The sequence below is a fragment of the Wolbachia endosymbiont (group B) of Chesias legatella genome (assembly GCF_964026945.1).
Lineage (GTDB): Bacteria > Pseudomonadota > Alphaproteobacteria > Rickettsiales > Anaplasmataceae > Wolbachia.
On record NZ_OZ034711.1, the window covers coordinates 225,318 to 242,360 of the forward strand.

15 protein-coding genes are annotated in these 17,043 nt (G+C 33.5%); 8 read left to right on the plus strand and 7 right to left on the minus strand.

From position 1 onward, the window contains the following. Position 1: 1 nt before the first annotated feature. A complete protein-coding gene (locus AAGD65_RS01095) occupies positions 2-1,591 on the plus strand; it encodes a glycosyltransferase family 2 protein (RefSeq protein ID WP_052264898.1) in 1,590 nt (529 codons plus the stop codon). Further along, on the plus strand, positions 1,573-2,562 hold the full coding sequence (locus AAGD65_RS01100; RefSeq protein WP_341810949.1) for a COX15/CtaA family protein: 990 nt from the start codon (positions 1,573-1,575) through the stop codon (positions 2,560-2,562). The genes AAGD65_RS01095 and AAGD65_RS01100 overlap by 19 nt, the downstream gene beginning before the upstream one ends. On the opposite strand, the gene AAGD65_RS01105 is transcribed toward AAGD65_RS01100, so the two are convergent. Next, positions 2,545-4,515 carry an acetyl-CoA carboxylase biotin carboxylase subunit gene (locus tag AAGD65_RS01105; protein WP_264682961.1) on the minus strand — a complete coding sequence of 657 codons (1,971 nt, stop codon included), beginning with the start codon at positions 4,513-4,515 and terminating at the stop codon, positions 2,545-2,547. The two genes, AAGD65_RS01100 and AAGD65_RS01105, sit on opposite strands and share 18 nt — an antisense overlap. A 61-nt stretch (positions 4,516-4,576) precedes the next feature. After that, positions 4,577-5,254, minus strand: a complete 678-nt coding sequence (locus AAGD65_RS01110; RefSeq protein ID WP_264682962.1) for an ankyrin repeat domain-containing protein — start codon at positions 5,252-5,254, stop codon at positions 4,577-4,579. A 151-nt stretch (positions 5,255-5,405) separates the two neighbouring features. Here AAGD65_RS01110 and gltX point away from each other — a divergent pair, with 151 nt between their 5' ends. Next, positions 5,406-6,758 (plus strand): glutamate--tRNA ligase, encoded by a 1,353-nt coding sequence (gene gltX / locus AAGD65_RS01115; protein ID WP_264682963.1) that lies wholly within the window; start codon positions 5,406-5,408, stop codon positions 6,756-6,758. Between the two features lie 850 nt (positions 6,759-7,608). Here the strand turns inward: gltX and AAGD65_RS01120 are convergent. Continuing rightward, positions 7,609-8,064 (minus strand): Hsp20/alpha crystallin family protein, encoded by a 456-nt coding sequence (locus AAGD65_RS01120; RefSeq protein ID WP_264682964.1) that lies wholly within the window; start codon positions 8,062-8,064, stop codon positions 7,609-7,611. Between the two features lie 372 nt (positions 8,065-8,436). On the opposite strand from AAGD65_RS01120, the gene AAGD65_RS01125 reads away from it, so the two are divergent. Further along, entirely contained in the window at positions 8,437-9,144 is a 708-nt protein-coding gene (locus AAGD65_RS01125) for a pyridoxine 5'-phosphate synthase (protein ID WP_010402508.1), read from the plus strand. Position 9,145: 1 nt separating this feature from the next. Here the strand turns inward: AAGD65_RS01125 and AAGD65_RS01130 are convergent, their stop codons facing one another. The 3 genes from AAGD65_RS01130 to rplM all read right to left on the minus strand — a co-directional run bounded on the left by AAGD65_RS01130 (position 9,146) and on the right by rplM (position 10,501). Then, positions 9,146-9,448, minus strand: a complete 303-nt coding sequence (locus tag AAGD65_RS01130) for an HU family DNA-binding protein (protein ID WP_019236673.1) — start codon at positions 9,446-9,448, stop codon at positions 9,146-9,148. 145 nt (positions 9,449-9,593) lie between these two features. Further along, positions 9,594-9,995 (minus strand): 30S ribosomal protein S9, encoded by a 402-nt coding sequence (gene rpsI / locus AAGD65_RS01135; protein WP_410542121.1) that lies wholly within the window; start codon positions 9,993-9,995, stop codon positions 9,594-9,596. A 47-nt stretch (positions 9,996-10,042) separates the two neighbouring features. Beyond that, positions 10,043-10,501 carry a 50S ribosomal protein L13 gene (gene rplM / locus AAGD65_RS01140; protein ID WP_006014941.1) on the minus strand — a complete coding sequence of 153 codons (459 nt, stop codon included), beginning with the start codon at positions 10,499-10,501 and terminating at the stop codon, positions 10,043-10,045. Between the two features lie 119 nt (positions 10,502-10,620). Between rplM and AAGD65_RS01145 the strand changes: the two genes are divergently transcribed. The 4 genes from AAGD65_RS01145 to AAGD65_RS01160 all read left to right on the plus strand — a co-directional run bounded on the left by AAGD65_RS01145 (position 10,621) and on the right by AAGD65_RS01160 (position 14,873). Then, positions 10,621-11,856 carry a TolC family protein gene (locus tag AAGD65_RS01145; protein WP_341810951.1) on the plus strand — a complete coding sequence of 412 codons (1,236 nt, stop codon included), beginning with the start codon at positions 10,621-10,623 and terminating at the stop codon, positions 11,854-11,856. A 10-nt stretch (positions 11,857-11,866) separates the two neighbouring features. Further along, entirely contained in the window at positions 11,867-12,412 is a 546-nt protein-coding gene (locus AAGD65_RS01150) for a PopZ family protein (protein WP_264682966.1), read from the plus strand. Positions 12,413-12,487: 75 nt separating this feature from the next. Then, positions 12,488-13,066, plus strand: a complete 579-nt coding sequence (locus AAGD65_RS01155; protein WP_064085440.1) for an RlmE family RNA methyltransferase — start codon at positions 12,488-12,490, stop codon at positions 13,064-13,066. A gap of 169 nt (positions 13,067-13,235) precedes the next feature. After that, the gene (locus tag AAGD65_RS01160; RefSeq protein ID WP_264682967.1) at positions 13,236-14,873 is read left to right on the plus strand and encodes an SLC41A family transporter; all 1,638 of its coding nucleotides are present in this window, start codon (positions 13,236-13,238) and stop codon (positions 14,871-14,873) included. Positions 14,874-15,402: 529 nt separating this feature from the next. On the opposite strand, the gene AAGD65_RS01165 is transcribed toward AAGD65_RS01160, so the two are convergent. Continuing rightward, entirely contained in the window at positions 15,403-16,980 is a 1,578-nt protein-coding gene (locus tag AAGD65_RS01165) for a lysine--tRNA ligase (RefSeq protein ID WP_341810952.1), read from the minus strand. Between the last annotated feature and the right edge of the window lie 63 nt (positions 16,981-17,043).

The window sequence follows — 17,043 nt, forward strand, 5'->3', positions numbered from 1 at the left end:
AATGCCTGTACTTCAAACTGATAATGTAGAAAAAATTAAATTTGATTCTAGTTTATGCAAAGAACAAGAGAAACTTTTCTACTATAGGTTTAATATAATTCCTTGGCAAAAATTAAATGATACTACTTTTTTTATGGTTGAAGACATAAGCCAAGATATCAACCTTTGGGTCGAATCTCATTACGGTATTGAATATGTATTGATAAAAGTAGATAGCAAACAGATTTTAAATCTTCTTAACTCACACTTTGGTATTTCAGAATTCGCAAGTAACTACTTATATTATAAGAATCCTAATTTTTCAGCTAAAAGCATTAGGCTCAGTTCAATCTTTTTTTCCTCTTTCTTTGTTATGATTTCGACTTTAACACTGACAAAAAAATATGCATATTTTGCTTTAGTGTTGATATTTATAATCGGATGTTCTAGTTCTTTATTCAAATTTGTAACTAAAATTTTTGGCTTGCGTAAAATTTCTAACCAAAAAGCAGATTATGATAAGATGAATGAACCTATATATACTATTTTATTGCCTGCTTTTAAAGAGAATGCGGTTATAAAGCAATTGATTAAGAGCATTGAAAGTTTGGATTATCCAAAATCAAAATTAGATGTAAAGCTTGTGATAGAGAGCGATGATCAAGAAATGTTGGCAGCTATAGAAAAATGCACTTTACCACAGTATTTTGAAGTAATAAAAGTGCCTCATTCTCTGCCTAGAACAAAAGCTAAGTCATGCAATTATGCTATGAGCTTTGCTAGAGGAAAGTATGTGGTAATATATGATGCAGATGACAAGCCAGATCCGTTGCAGTTAAAAAAAGCACTAATTGAATTTAATAAGGGCGACGAAAAGTTGGCTTGTGTACAGGCGAAATTAAATTACTATAACTTTGGTTGCAATTTTCTTACAAAATTCTTTTCTCTCGAGTATATGAACTGGTTTCAATATTTTTTGCCTGGATTTCAAAAAATGAACATGCCAATACCTTTGGGTGGTAGCAGTAACCATTTTTCAGTGGAAATTTTAAAGAAAGTGCTTTTTTGGGATGCTTACAATGTCACTGAAGACGCTGACCTTGGTTTGAGACTTGCGCAAATGGGATATAAAACCAGGATTATTGATTCAGAAACATTGGAAGAATCACCAACTACTGTGTTTGCTTGGATCAAACAAAGAGCACGCTGGATTAAAGGTTATATGCAAACTTATATCGTTCATTTAAAAAATATAAAATTACTTTTTAAGCACACTGGGCTTAAGGGAGTTTTGCTATTAAACCTTTTTGTTGGTTCCTCAGCTTTTATATTTTTCACGACTCCTTTTTTGTTACTTTCATTGGTGCTGACTCAAATTTTGAATGAATTATTCTTATATTATTTTATAATAGTATACGGTATTAACTTGATTTTTTTGATAATAGCTATCAGACAACAAAAAATGCCTTTTTATTTTTATATAGTATCAATATTTTTTCCCGTCTATAGTCTACTACATAGCGTTGCAGCTTTTCTCGCTTTGTGGGAATTTGTTATTCACCCTCAGCAATGGAATAAAACTCAGCATGGATTATGGAAGCAAAACCTGTAGCTATTTGGCTTTTTCTCTGCTCTCTCATGGTGATTTGCATGGTGGGAATTGGTGGATTTACCAGACTTTCAAAAGCAGGATTGTCAATCACGGAATGGAAACCAATTACCGGAACATTGCCACCGCTGAGTGAACAAGACTGGCTAAAAGAAAAATCAAAATATGAAGCTACACCTGAATATAAAGCATTTAATTATGGTATGAGTATGGAAGAGTTTCGCACCATATACTTAATAGAATATGTGCACAGGTTAATTGCAAGGCTGACAGGTTTAGTTTTTATTTTACCGTTTATATACTTTACACTAAAAAAAAGAATACCTAAAAATGCAGTAATAAGGTTATCTACAGCACTATTATTTGGAATTTTACAAGCTTTTGCTGGTTGGTATATGGTAAAAAGCGGTTTGGTAGTCAATCCTCATGTTAGTCACTATAAGCTCGCACTTCACTTACTGCTTGCGTTGGTTATCTTTGCATTATTGTCATATCAATTTTTTGATTACCAAATCAAACCAAGGCAAACTAAACTTAAGGTTAGTACATGTTACATATGGATAATTTTAATCCTAGTGACAGTACAAATAATCTTCGGTGCATTTGTTGCAGGGCTAAATGCTGGTTTAATTTACAATACCTTTCCACTGATGGATGGACAAATTGTTCCAGAAGATTTATTTTACTTACAGCCTGCTTGGCTAAATATCTTTGAAAATAGAGTAACAGTGCAATTCATACACCGGGCATTGGCATTGCTGATATTAGTTCTGACAGCAATACTCACAATAAAAAATGCTAGTGTAAAACCAGCATATATTATGCTACTCTCCGTCATTATTCAGGTAATTTTAGGAGTAGTCACTTTGTTGCTGCATATACCAATGGCCATTGCCATAGCCCATCAAATGTTTTCATTTATCTTATTTGGGTCAGGTTTATATTTCTTGTGTTATTTAAGAAACCAGATCTAATACCAAATCACCAGCATGTATATTTTTTCCTTCTTTAACAGGGATATTTTTTATCACCATTTCTGATTCAGCACATATTATATTTTCCATTTTCATTGCCTCTACAACAAATAGAGGTTGTCCTACCTCTACCTGATCTCCAGCATTGACGTGTAATTTAACCAATAAACCGGATATTGGAGATTTTACAGCGTCTACTGAAATCCCTTCTGTTTTGTTGTTTAGCATTAATTTGCTTAGTTCAGCTACATGAGGTTTCAATACACAACATTTAGCTTTCATACCTGCGTGTCTTATAAAGTATTTGCTGCCTTGCCTTTCTATTTTAAGTGCTATATTGGTATCATCATTAATTGTGATATATAGTAATCTGTAACTTGATTTCCACTTACCCACCACGGAGTATTTATTGTGGTTATATACTGTTGTTAATGTGTTATCTTGATATTTTGCATTTACGGAGTACTCATTATCGTCTATTTTCACTATGAATGCTTCATCTATTGACTTACTGTAATACTTTCCCTCATTTTCTAAATGAACATACAGTGCAGCAAAAATAAATATTTTAATATATTCCTCTGTGATAAAATCGCCTTGAAACCCACTGGGATAATGGTCTGGAATGAATCTTGTGTGGAGTTTTGCTGCAATAAAGTTTGGATGATGGAAAATGGATTCTAGAAATTCTATATTATTTGTTACTCCTTCTATATAACATTCAGACAATGCTTTTTGCATTCTGCTGATTGCTTCTATTCTATCTTTTCCATAGGTTATAATTTTTGCAATCATTGAGTCGTAGAACATGCTGATTTCTGAACCGCTAGCTACTCCATCATCTATTCTTACATCATCTGGTTTGTCGTAATATTTGATTCTTCCGCTGGAAGGAAAAAATTTCTTTGATGGGTCTTCAGCACAAATTCTACTTTCTATTGCAGAACCAGTAAGTTTAATATCATCCTGATTGAATCTCAATTTTTCTCCACAGGAAGTTCTAATCATTTCTTCTACTATGTCTATTCCAGTTATAAATTCTGTTACTGGATGCTCAACTTGTAATCTCGTATTTACCTCAAGAAAATAGAAGTTTTGGTCTTTATCTACAACAAACTCGACAGTACCTGCTGAAAAATAACCAACTTGCTTTGCCAAAGAAACACATTGGGCATACATTTTTTGTCTTACTTCTTCACTAATAAATGGACTTGGAGTTTCTTCCATTATTTTCTGGTTATTCCTTTGTATCGAGCATTCCCTCTCTCCAAGACACACTATATTGCCATATTTATCTGCTATGATTTGTATTTCAATGTGTCTTGGCAGCTCTATATATTTCTCTATAAAAATACTGCCATCTTTAAAACTTTTCTCTGCTTCATTTGTTGCTGATGTAAATGCTAGTTCAATTTCTTTTTTGGAATATACAATTCGCATTCCTTTGCCACCACCACCTGATGCAGCTTTGAGCATAACGGGAAAACCAATCTCTTCAGCAACGATGGCTGCGTGGGCAGCATCTTCGATCTTACCCATATATCCTGGCACTACATTTACTCCAGCCTTTCTTGCCTCTTCTTTTGCTGTTATTTTATTGGCTGTAACTTCTATTGTTTCTGCACTTGGACCAATGAAATCTATGTTATGTTTTTCCAGAGCACGGGGAAAATCTGGATTTTCTGCTAAAAACCCATAGCCAGGATGAACCGCTTCAGCACCTGTTTCAACTGCCACCTCGCATATTTTTTCAATATTTAAATAACTCAGGCAAGAAGGTGAAGGACCAATGTACTTCGACTCATCTGCTTGCCTTACATGCACAGAATTTACATCTGCATCTGAATATACGCATACACAAGATATACCCATCTTGCGCGCAGTTTTGATTATCCTGCAAGCAATCTCTCCTCTATTTGCTATTAAAATTTTACTATACTTCTTTCTTATCATCTTATCAGTATACTTTCTTAAGTTAAGAAAGTAAATTTCTATATTATTCCTTGCAAGTACTTCATGTTGGGGCTAAACCACCCTCTAAAAGTTGCATAACATTAGGATCTGTCACTATAGTACTTTCGTTATAGAGGCCATATACCTCGTTACATGCCTTAAATAACAGATATGAAGACCCTCCAGAAGCTATTGTCGCTATTGAAGCCAACGCAAGAGACTGAGAAACCGAAAATAGAAGATACAAAGATACACACATAGCGATAGCACACACTATAGCCCCTGCTATATATAAGCATAGATGAAACTTCTTATTACATATAAAGCCACATTTTATATCTGCAATTTGCTTAACTTCTTTCCGCTCTGCAGGGTCCAAGAAATAAAGGGGTGATACTGCCTTCTTCCCTTCATCCTTAATATAGCTTTTATCGAGGAGTGCTTCCTTAATATATTTCTTGTTATTCTTAAATTCCTTTTCTAATCTTTTTACTTTTTCCCAATCTTTAGCTTCTTTTGCTTTTTCAACCTCACTCCTGGTACTTTCTTCTAAATCCTTTATGATCTTCTGTAACGCAGATAATAGAAACCCTTTACTTGCTGCTATATGAAATGGGTTTCCATTTTCATCAATTCTATGCTTAGCTACACAAGCAACTCTTTTCTTGCAAGCTTCAATAAATTTATTTTCATCCTCTTTTGTTACAACTCCTCTTGCAATTTCAAATAAATTATCCATATATACACCTCACTGCATTCACTAATATTAAATTATACAATGCAGTTTGTTAAAAATAAATGTAAATTGATCTTTCAAATTTACTATAGTTCCACGTTGTTGCAAGTGCAAATTTTAGTTATCATCGGTTACGTTATCACAATAGACAAATATGCCAGGTATAGTCACTAGATTCGCTCCATCACCAACAGGATTTTTACATATTGGAGGAGCTCGTACTGCGTTATTTAATTGGCTCTATGCAAAGCGTCATGGTGGGGAGTTTTTGCTAAGGATTGAAGACACTGACAGAAAACGTTCAACACAAGAAGCAATTGATGCAATAATGGATGGGCTAAAATGGCTTGGAATAAACTATGATGGAGAAATAATATACCAATCGAGAAGAATAGCTAGACATATTGAAGTTGCAAATCTTTTAGTTGAAAAGGGTAGGGCGTATCACTGTTACTGCCCCGAGAATGAAATTGCAGAAAAGAAGGCAAGAGCAAGGGAAGAAGGAAAAATATATAAGCATAAGTGTACTCATTCGACATCAAGCGCAAACCCTGTTGTCCGTTTCAAAGTGCCAGACTCAGAAGATATTGTTGTTGACGATAAAATATACGGCCAAGTTACAATAAGTAGCGATCAGCTTGATGACATAGTAATCTTGCGCTCTGACAATACTCCAACATATATTTTTGCTGTAGTGGTTGATGACCATGATGCTGGAATAACCGATATTATACGTGGCTCTGATCATCTCACTAATACCTTCAAACAATTACTGATATATCAGGCTCTTGATTTTGATGTTCCACGCTTTGCACATGTACCGCTAATTCATGGAGAAGACGGGAATAAGCTATCTAAAAGGCATGGGGCTACAAGTGTTTGCGATTATGAAAAGATGGGAATATTGCCACAGGCAATGCGTAATTACTTGCTAAGACTTGGCTGGAGTCATGGCAACGATGAGATTATTAGCGATGAGCAAGCAATAGAGTGGTTTAATTTAGAAAGCATCGGTCGCTCACCTGCACGGCTCGATTTCAAAAAACTGGAGCATTTGAATAACCACTATATTAGTAATATGAGCAATGAAGATATTCTGACTCTAATGCTTAGAGAAAATACTCTAACTGACAAAAAAAAGGGCTATTTACTGCAGGGACTGACAGAGCTGAAAAAAAGAGCAAACTATCTGACCGAATTATTGGATTTAGCAAAATTTTATATTCAAGTTGATTTGAGTGAAGAAGCTCAGCAAATTGTCAAATCTAACCTCGATGTAATTAAGTTACTTGCATCATTTCTTTCGAGTGTAGGTAGTGAAGATTGGAATAAGAATTTTTTATCTTCTCAGATTAAGGAATTTTCAAAATTACATAATATAAAAATGAGCGATATATACCACTCATTACGCGCCCCAATAACTGGAATAATGGATGCGCCTGGAATCATCGATATCATGGTAATTCTTGGTAAAGATGAGTGTATAAAAAGATTGCGAGCAGTTTAAATAAAAAATTACTTGACAGACTCTAGTAGCTTCATTATAGTGGAGAATGAAGATTTTTTAGGATCCAAAATCTATCTTCACCTGCAGGTTTTTTCACCAAATAATCAAATTTCAGCAAAAAATATATAAGTTTATTTTTGCTAGCTCTTTATTCATATAGGAGGGTTTATGTCTAGAATTCCTGATACTTGACTTTTATTTTTAAGTTAAAAAAACAATTGGCGCCTATGGTTTTCACATTAAATCATTTTAAATTGTTAAAGTTAATACGGGCTTTTTTTGCCTTTTTTTATTGGTATTTTTTTCATATTTTATTATATCATTATACTGTGGTACCATATAGACTTCAGTTTCATGATAAGGGGAGCAGGCTCCGTCTCAGCTATGGAATTAAAAAATGACTATGCATAAGATCTAATGGTGTGTCTAATCTATAGATAATTTTTTGTATTGCTAAGTTAATATTTTACATATCTGTTCAGTAAAGTGGCAAAAAAGACAACTAAATGAGTATCATGAAAGTAGCTTACACGTAGCTGTAGGAATATTCATTTTTTAAGGTAAATTACACAGCAAATATTGTCATTCAAGTACTGTAATTCCAGCTTCTATAATGTCATGCCAGTGCTCGACACTGGCATCGAGCAAAATTTATCACAAACAAGACAACATTTTCAATTAAAAAATCAGTGTCTGGGTGCTAAGATGACACCTTCATAAGGGAGCCAGCATCAGCTACTTTCATGACATTCATTTAGTTGTCTTTTCTCATTTACCTTATTTTGCCACTCTGCTGAACAGATATTAAAATAGCAAGCCTCAAGGTCAGAAGCCTGCTATTACTTACTGGTTACTTTACATCAATTTTCTTGGTGTGTTTCTCTGACTTAGGTATGGTTACATGCAATACCCCATCTAAAAAGTTGGCAGATACCTTATCTTGCTCTACATTTGTTGGAAGTTGAATAGATCTATAGAAAGAACCATAGTACCTTTCTTTATGGTAAAACTGCTTATCTTTTGATTCATTATTACATGTTTTTTCACCCTTCACTATTAAGTTATCGCCAGATATACTAATGTCTATGCTTTCTTTAGGAATACCTGGTAACTCTAATGATAGGCAATAGCTTTCCTTTGTTTCATAAAAATCACAAACTGGTAGTAGACTACTGCCTCTTTTGGAAAGCTCTGGGTTCCATCCTGTAAAAAAGCTATCAAATATGTCATCAACGGCTCTTTGTAACCCTCTTACACTAAAATTATCACGATTATTGTTTTTATTTAAATGAACTATATTACTCATGTTGTACCTCCTTTTACTAATACATGCATTACATAATCACTCCACTTATTAATTTCAATCCTAAATCTAAAATTTTTTAGATGCGAAAAATTTTCCCCGTTTACTATAACTTGATTATGAGAAAAAATCTTGTTTGGATTACCACGAGTAGTTCTATAAACTAGATTAACTGTAAAAAAGGGCAAGTGTATGCAAATTTATTACTTCTCTTTCCACTTCCACAATCAAACAATTTTGAATGTTTCTTATTTGACTTGTCAACAATGAGAATTGGTATAACTGCTAGCTCCGTCTTTCAGCTATGGCATTAAACAATGACATGCATAAGATCTAATAATATGTATAATTTATAAATAATTTTTGAGGTAAATTGTGAAATTGGGCGTTAATATTGATCACGTTGCAACCCTTCGCAACGCACGTGGAGCTTCTTATCCAGATCCATTAAAAGCAGCAAAAATAGCTATTGATGCTGGAGCAGATTTTATCACCGTACACTTACGAGAAGACAGAAGGCATATCAGAGATGAGGATGTATTCAATCTAAAACAAAACATTAGCACTGAGTTAAATCTTGAAATCGCAGCTACGGAAGAAATGCTCAAAATAGCAAAAGAAGTAAAACCCTATTCGATTTGTATAGTACCAGAAAAAAGAGAAGAATTAACAACCGAAGGTGGCCTGAATATCGTGAATATGCACAGTAAACTTTCTGGTATAATAGAGGAAATGCATAGCTTTGACATAAAAGTCTCACTGTTTATCGATCCAAATATTAATCAACTAAAATATCTTGAGAAGCTAGAAAGAAAGCCTGACATAATAGAAATTCACACAGGGGATTACTGTGATAATCCATCAGAAGAAAAATTAAAACTTATTACTAACTCTGCAGAATACATTAATAAACTAGGAATAGAATGCCACGCAGGGCATGGCATAAATTATAAACATGCTAAAAGAATAAAAGAGATACCTCACATCTCAGCTCTTAATATAGGCCATTCTTTAATCAGCGAGGCTATATTTCATGGCTTACATAGTGTAACTAAAAAGATGAAAATGACAATATCTAAGTAGCTTATACTTTCTCTTTGGTATTTAAAGTACTTGAAAGAGCTTGACTTGCTTTAAACCTTACTCTTTTCTTTTCAGGAACGGTCATAATCTCACCATTTTGAGGATTACGGCATTGTCTTTCCTTACTTATAGCAGTAGAGAATGTCCCTATTCCATGCAAACGTATTTCACCTTTACGATTTAGATCGTTCTTGATTGTTTCCATAAAAATATCATGAAGCTTACCCAAACTAGCTTTTGTTATATCTATACCTTGACTAGAGCACTCTTGACTCAGTTGGTTTACTATATCTTCTTTACTCATAAATTACCTTAATATTGAAAAATTACATAAACAGCATATTATGCTAATACCAATAGTCAACTAAATTCGTCATAAAAAGAGAAAATGTCATAAAACCTTGTAAGAACTTGTATAATATTTACAAAAAAATACCATTATGAAACAATTATCTCTTAGAAAACTGACATTTTTTCCGAGCTTTATGTTGACCATATTTCTTACGCTCAACAACACGTGAATCTCTAGTTAGGAATCCACCCTTACGTAATATAGAGTGTAGATCTTGACTTATACTACTTAAAGCTCTGCTTATTCCATGAGCTAAGGCACCTGCTTGGCCAGATAGTCCTCCACCTTTTACAGTTGCAAACACATCATACCTATCTAACATAGAAGTTACTATGAATGGCGCTTTAATCATTTGACACACTGATTCTCTTTTAAAATAAGAAATTAAATCATCTTTTTTATTAACACTAAATTTTCCACTTCCTGGCTTTATCCATACTCTTGCTACAGATTCTTTCCTTCGACCTGTAGCATATGAATGACCAAGTGAGTCAATCATTGCCTTTTTTGGCTGATCATTATTATTTATTTTCACTTTTTACTCCATTATTTCTTATTTTTACGATTTAAAGAGGCAAAATCTATTTTTTCAGGTTGCTGTCCTTGATGCTTATGTTCTGAACCAGAATAAACATACAAATTTTCAAACCGTCTACGTGCCATAGGACCATCATCAAGCATTCTTTTTACTGCCATTTTTATCACACGCTCAGGGAATTTGCCATTTAAAATATTATCTGGAGTAGTTTTCTTTAAACCACCAGAATAACCTGTATGCCTATAGTAGATTTTATCTTTAAGTTTCTTTCCGGTAAAATGTACCTTTTCTGCATTAACAATAATTACATTATCTCCACAATCCATATGAGGTGTGTATTCAGGCTTATGCTTTCCACGCAATAGCGCTGCTACAAACGCTGCAAGCCTTCCTACTACTAATCCTTCTGCATCTATAACAAGCCATTTTTTATCGACTTGTTTCTCTTTTAAGAAAAAAGTTTTCATATATCAATACATAACAGTAGATTATGATACACTGAGTTGCTTGATAGTGTCAACAACATTAGTTATTGATTATTAAAGTAATTTATGCTAATAACTTTAATAATATGCTAGAAAGCAAAATGTTTCGATTGATTATTATACTTATAATTGCTTTTGGTACTATAGGTTGCTATGCAATCGATTTGGAAGAAGCCATAAGCAAAGCTATCAAAAATAGCTCAAAAATAAAGTCTCAGTTTTACCAATATAAGAGTGCTGAAAAACAGCTGAAATCTTCTGGATTGGCTGGATTTTTACCTGACATTAATTTACAATATAATTTCGATAGTAATTTTAATATTATTAACGATCGACAAAACTCTGGAAAGCGTCTAACATTAAGCCAAAGAATAATAGACGGTGGGGGCACTTTTGCTACATTTAGCCGATCAAGTCATCTTCTTAAAGCAGCAAAAATTAGATTTCAGCAGTCAAAGCAAGAAGTTGCACTCAGCGCTGTGAAAGCATATGTTAATGTTTTACAAAAGGCAGAAATATTAAAACTGAGAGAACATAAAGAGCGTGTTTCTTTAGAGCATTTGTCAGCTATGAAAAAACGCTTTTCCCTTGGAGAAGTTACTAATGCTGAAGTTTTGCTAGCAAAAGCAAAATTTTCGTCTTCTATATCCGAAAGAGTTGATGCTGAAGGTAAATTAAAATTGGCAAATATTGCTTATTATCATTTGATTGGCGAAGATGCTGATGAACTTTCTGAAGCTAATGATAAATTACCTTCTGTTCCAGAGCTAAATGAATGTTTACAATTAGCAAAAACTAATAACTTGTCCCTAAAAGCAGCAGTTTATCAAAAAAGAGCAGCCGGAATGGAAGTGATCGCTGAAACTTCCAAGTGGCTTCCTTCTTTGAATCTAAGCGCAAGTAAAAATTTTGGAAAGGACAATATAAAATTGGACACGTTACTAGAAAATGTGAATGTTGTCTTTACTCTTGATATTCCGATCTTTAAAAGAGGAGTTAATGTTTTTGGTGTTAGTAGAGCTAAAATGGATGCAAAAAAATCTACCTACGATTATTATGAAACGGTAAAAAATATAGAAGAAGCAGTTGTAAATGCTTGGAATAACGTGCTGACAGCAAAAGCTATTATTAAAGCAAGTCAAGAAGCAGAAAAAGCAGCAGCTTTAGCATTGGAAGGAGTTGAGCAAGAGGTAAACTTAAGTTTAAAGAGTACATCTGACCTTTTGGACACTGAAGATGCATTATTTAAAGCACGCTCCGATCTGGTTGGAGCAAAAAGCAATTATGTAATTAGTGTTTACAACTTGCTTTTTATGATAAATAGTATAAACCTTTAAATTTAATGGTATGAGCGATAATCAATCTGTAAAAGATATCCTAGAAGATATAAAAAAAGCTATATCGGGTAAAAATCCAAGTGGCGATAGAGCAGAAATAATAGATGAAGATGATGACGTATTATGCCTTGAAGAGGAATACCTAGAAGAAATTGAAAAAGATGTTGATGATAAAAAGGAAAATAGTGAAGAAGAGAACGATTGCCAAAGTGAGAAAATAGCTTTTAACAATAATCAATCTAACAGCCATAGTTACAACTCAGAAGAGAAAAATTTGTATGATAATATCCAAATGAGTAATAACAAAGTGAGCTATCAAGAACAAAGTAACGAGCATTTAGTTTTAAAAGAAAATATGGAGGAAATTAAAACATTGCTTGAAAAGATGCAAAGCGAACTACGGCATAAACAACAAAAAAGAGCGGATCTTACTGTTGAAGAATTAGTTGTATCTCTTTTAAAACCTCAGCTTTCAGAGTGGCTGAATAAGTATCTACATGCATTGGTAAAAGAAGTAGTTGAAAAAGAGCTCAAAGATATAATCAATAATAAGTAGGTTATTAGTATAAAGACCAGAGTAAAAACAGCTAGAGGTAGAAAGTTATCTTCAACAAGATGGCTACATCGCCATTTGAATGATCAGTATGTGCAAAAAACCAATAAGGACGGTTATAGATCGCGCTCGGCATATAAGTTAATAGAAATAGACGATAAATTTAAACTACTCCAACAAGGGCAAAAAATTATTGATCTTGGCGCTTTTCCTGGTGGATGGTCACAAGTTGCATCTAAGAAAGGAGCGAGTGTGATTGCTGTTGACATAAAACCAATAAACGCAATTAGTGGAGTAGAGTGTATACAGTGTGATATTATCAGCGAACTTGAAATTTTAAGAGAAAAATTCAAGGATCACAAATTTGATGTAATTTTATCTGATATGGCACCAGAATCTTGCGGTTTAAAATCGTTAGATCATATCAGAATTATGCTTTTATGCGAAGCAGCGCTCAATTTTGCAAAGCATTTTTTGAATCATGATGGCAAATTTGTAGTAAAAATTTTTCAAGGAGAGTCTGATAAAGATTTCTGCAATGAGCTAAAAAAAATGTTTAAAACAGTAAGATACTTCAAACCAAAATCAAGTAGATCTGAATCTACAGAAATGTATTTGGTCAGCTTAGGCTTTATTGGTAGCAACTCTTCTATATAGAAGATACTTACAGAAACGTTGACGAATCTTATCCTATTAAACTGAAGATTAATAACGCTCGCACAAAAGCCCCTTTTTCTTGCTTGAGTGTTTATGATAGTTAATTAAATTCTTGACTTTATTGCTTAAGTATATAATAATTAAAGTATATTATATAGGAGAGTTTGATATGACAAAGTATGAAGATTTCACAGCGGAACAAAAGAAATTATATGATCGGTTAAAGGATGCGATAGAAAGTAAAAAAAATATTACTCCTATTCTTGAAGAAATTAAAGAAGCAGAGATATTAAAAGAAGTTCTTACTACTGCAAATATACCTAAAGGGTTATCAGATGATACGGAGTATAATCTAACACCGCTTGCCTATGCTATGCATTTCAGTAATTTTAAGGAAACAATCAAAGTTATTTTAGAAAAAATTGAAGATAAAGAAAAAGTTCTTACTACTGCAAATATAACTGAAAGTTTACCAGGTGGTACAAAGTATAATCTAACACCGCTTGCCTATGCTATGCATTTCAGTAATTTTGAGGAAATAATCAAAGTTATTTTAGAAGAAATTGAAGATAAAGAAAAAGTTCTTACTACTGCAAATATAACTAAAAAGTTACCAGGTGGTGCAGAGTATAAGCTAACACCGCTTGCCTGTGCTATGCATTTCAGTAATTGTGAGGAAAAAATCAAAGTTATTTTAGAAGCAAGTGAAGATAAAGAAAAAGTTCTTACTACTGCAAATATAACTGAAAGTTTACCAGGTGGTACAGAGTATAATCTAACACCGCTTGCCTATGCTATGAATTGCAATAATTTTAAGGAAAAAATCAAAGTTATTTTAGAAGAAATTGAAGATAAAGAAAAAGTTCTTACTACTGCAAATATAACTAAAAAGTTACCAGGTGGTGCAGAGTATAATCTAACACTGCTTGGCTATGCTATGGCTTTCAATAATTTTGAGGAAATAATCAAAGTTATTTTAGAAGAAATTGAAGATAAAGAAAAAGTTCTTACTACTGCAAATATAACTACAAATTTATCAGGTGGTGAAGAGTATGAGCTAACACCGCTTGCCTATGCTATGCATTTCAGTAATTTTGAGGAAATAATCAAAGTTATTTTAGAAGCAAGTGAAGATAAAGGAAAAGTTCTTACTACTGCAAATATAACTAAAAAGTTACCAGGTGGTACAGAGTGTAATCTAACACCGCTTGCCTATGCTATGCATTTCAATAATTGTGAGAAAAAAATCAAAGTTATTTTAGAAGCAAGTGAAGATAATAATATGTTAGAAGAAGTTTTTGCTCGTGTAGAAGGAAATGATCGTCAAAGACTTCAGGAGATTTTAAAAACATTAAAAAGTCAAGAGCAAGATGAAGGGCAAGATGAAGGGCAAGAAACTAAAATTGATAATTGGCTAGAAAGACTTGCAAATAGCATGTCTAATTGTGAAAGTAATGAAAAGCCTTTAGTGTCTGAAAGTAGCGTGCCTAGAACTGAAGAAAATATAGTAAAAACTACTAATAAATCAATAATGATTGGTAGTGTTTGTGGTGTTGTAGCTGCATTAGCAGTTGGTGGTGGATGTTTTGCTGCTGGTGTTGCATTACCAATATTGGCTTTAATTGGTATAGCTGTGGCTGCTGCTGTACTCACAGGACTTGTTGCTGGTGGTATTATATATGAAGTGTATAAGCCTTGTAATGAGTTAAAGGAGGCTATTGCACAAGCAAAGTCAAGTCCTGGTAATCAGCTAAATGGAGTTGATGTACGATCAGAAGTTTCTTCACAGTCAAGTGTAACAGTGTAGTTAAGTAGAAGGAAGAAGTCTCTTCTTCCTTTTCTCCAAGTTTTCTTATTTAGCAAGGTATCTAGATACCTTGCTTAACACCAAAACAGAATTAAGGTTTAAACATCCTAGGTGTATTAACATTCATTTTGAAGACAGCAAATGGTGTCATCCCAGCGCCCTCTTTCTTGTTATTCCAGTACTGGGATTCAGAAAACTGACCAGGTTGGTCACGCGCTGGCTCTCTAAAATTACTTTAGTTGTAAATATTAAGAAATTTACTAAATAAAAAAAGACAAAAGAATCCCCATATAGCGAGTTTTAATAATTTAAATTGATAATGTGCTAACAAGCGTGATTTGGCTGAATGTAGAAAAAATAAAAAAAGCTGCTATAATTTTATGTAATTTGCCAATAAATATCTGAGTTTTTTACTGAATTTTGTCGTTGAGCCCAAAAACAAGGATAAATACCTTTATTGGTATAATAAGGAAAGTGGGAAGGTTTGTCAAGTAATAAAACTAGAGAGCTCAAATGAAAGAAGTAAACTCTAAAGTGTACGTTCAGTAGCACTTTCTATAAGAGAGATTGTATTATCTATCCCATAAAGCTTTATAAAAGATCCCATTCTAGGACCGGTTTTTTGGCCAAGTAATGTTTCATACAAAAACTGAAACCAATCGCGTAAGTTATTGTAATTATGTTTTTTTCCGATGGAGAAAACCTGAGATTGAATCTCTTCAGCAGTGGCTGTAATAGGCAGGGAATGTAGGTTGTTCTTTAAATCTAGTAACGCTTCTTTCTCTTTTTCGTTTGAAGCTTTATACGCTTTTGTTGGCTTGATAAAGTCGTGATAATACCTAACTGCAAAATCCGAAAGCCTATCTAGCATTTTGTTGCTTTCTGGTGTAACGTTTGGTGCATAAGTTGATATAAAACCCCAAAGAATCTCTTTATTTTCAGCATTACAAGCTGCTGCCAGGTTTAAAAGTAACGAAAAATTTATGCCTGAAGTTTCTACGTTTGGAACTTTACCCTGGTGGATGTGCCATACAGGGCTATTTACATCCTTTTCTTCACTCTCATTGTAACGCTTAGCAAACTCTAAATATTCATCAGTTGATTTTGGTATCACATCAAAATATAAACGTTTAGCTTTTTTAGGACTCTGAAAGATGTATAACGCTAAACTCTCTGTGGGTGCATAAGTTAGCCACTCCTCAATTGAAATACCATTTCCTTTTGATTTTGATATCTTCTTTCCTTCTTTATCAAGAAATAACTCATAGCAAAACAAAAGCGGTGGCTTTTCTCCAAGTATTTTACATATTTGACTTGAAAGCACAGCAGATGGAGTCAAATCCTTTCCATGAGCTTCGTAATTAACTCCGAATGCAGCCCACCTCATCCCCCAATCAGGTTTCCATTGCAGTTTACATTTTCCTTTTGTCACTGGAACTTCTATTTTTTCCCCGTTTGGGTCTTCATACGTGATTGTTCCTTTATCTGTATTTGTTTCAATTACTGGAACTTGTAAAACTTGGGAAGTTTTTGGGCATATCGGCAAGAATGGACTGTAAGTCTGCTGCCTTTCTTCCCGAAATGATGGAAGCATTACGTCCATCACTTTATCATAATTTTTCAGCAGGAGTAAAAGTTTTTCATCGTAAACACCAGATTTATAACACTCTGTTGCACTCCTAAATTCGTATTCAAATCCAAACAAATCAAGAAATTTACACAACAACGAATTCATGTGATGACCATAACTCTCATGAGTGCCAAATGGGTCAGGTATCATGGTTAATGGCTTGTTCAGATTCTCTCTTAGCATTTCCTGATTTGGTACATTATCTGGTATTTTTCGCAAACCATCCATATCGTCGGAAACTGCAATGATTTTGGTTTTTATACTAGGAGCTATTTTTTTTAGAGCGTTTGCAATAACTGTGGTACGAAACACTTCCCCAAAAGTACCAATATGTGGTAAACCCGAGGGACCATAACCAGTTTCAAATATTATCTCTTTTTTATTAGGGAATTCTTGTAGTATTTTTTCTGCTTCTTGAAATGGCCAGCTTATAATCATTGAATTTAAATTAATTATCTTACCTAAAGTACTATTCATTTCAATAGATTTTTAATTAATGATGTAGTATTAGTGTTAGAGCTCTTATTAGAAGGTTAAAGA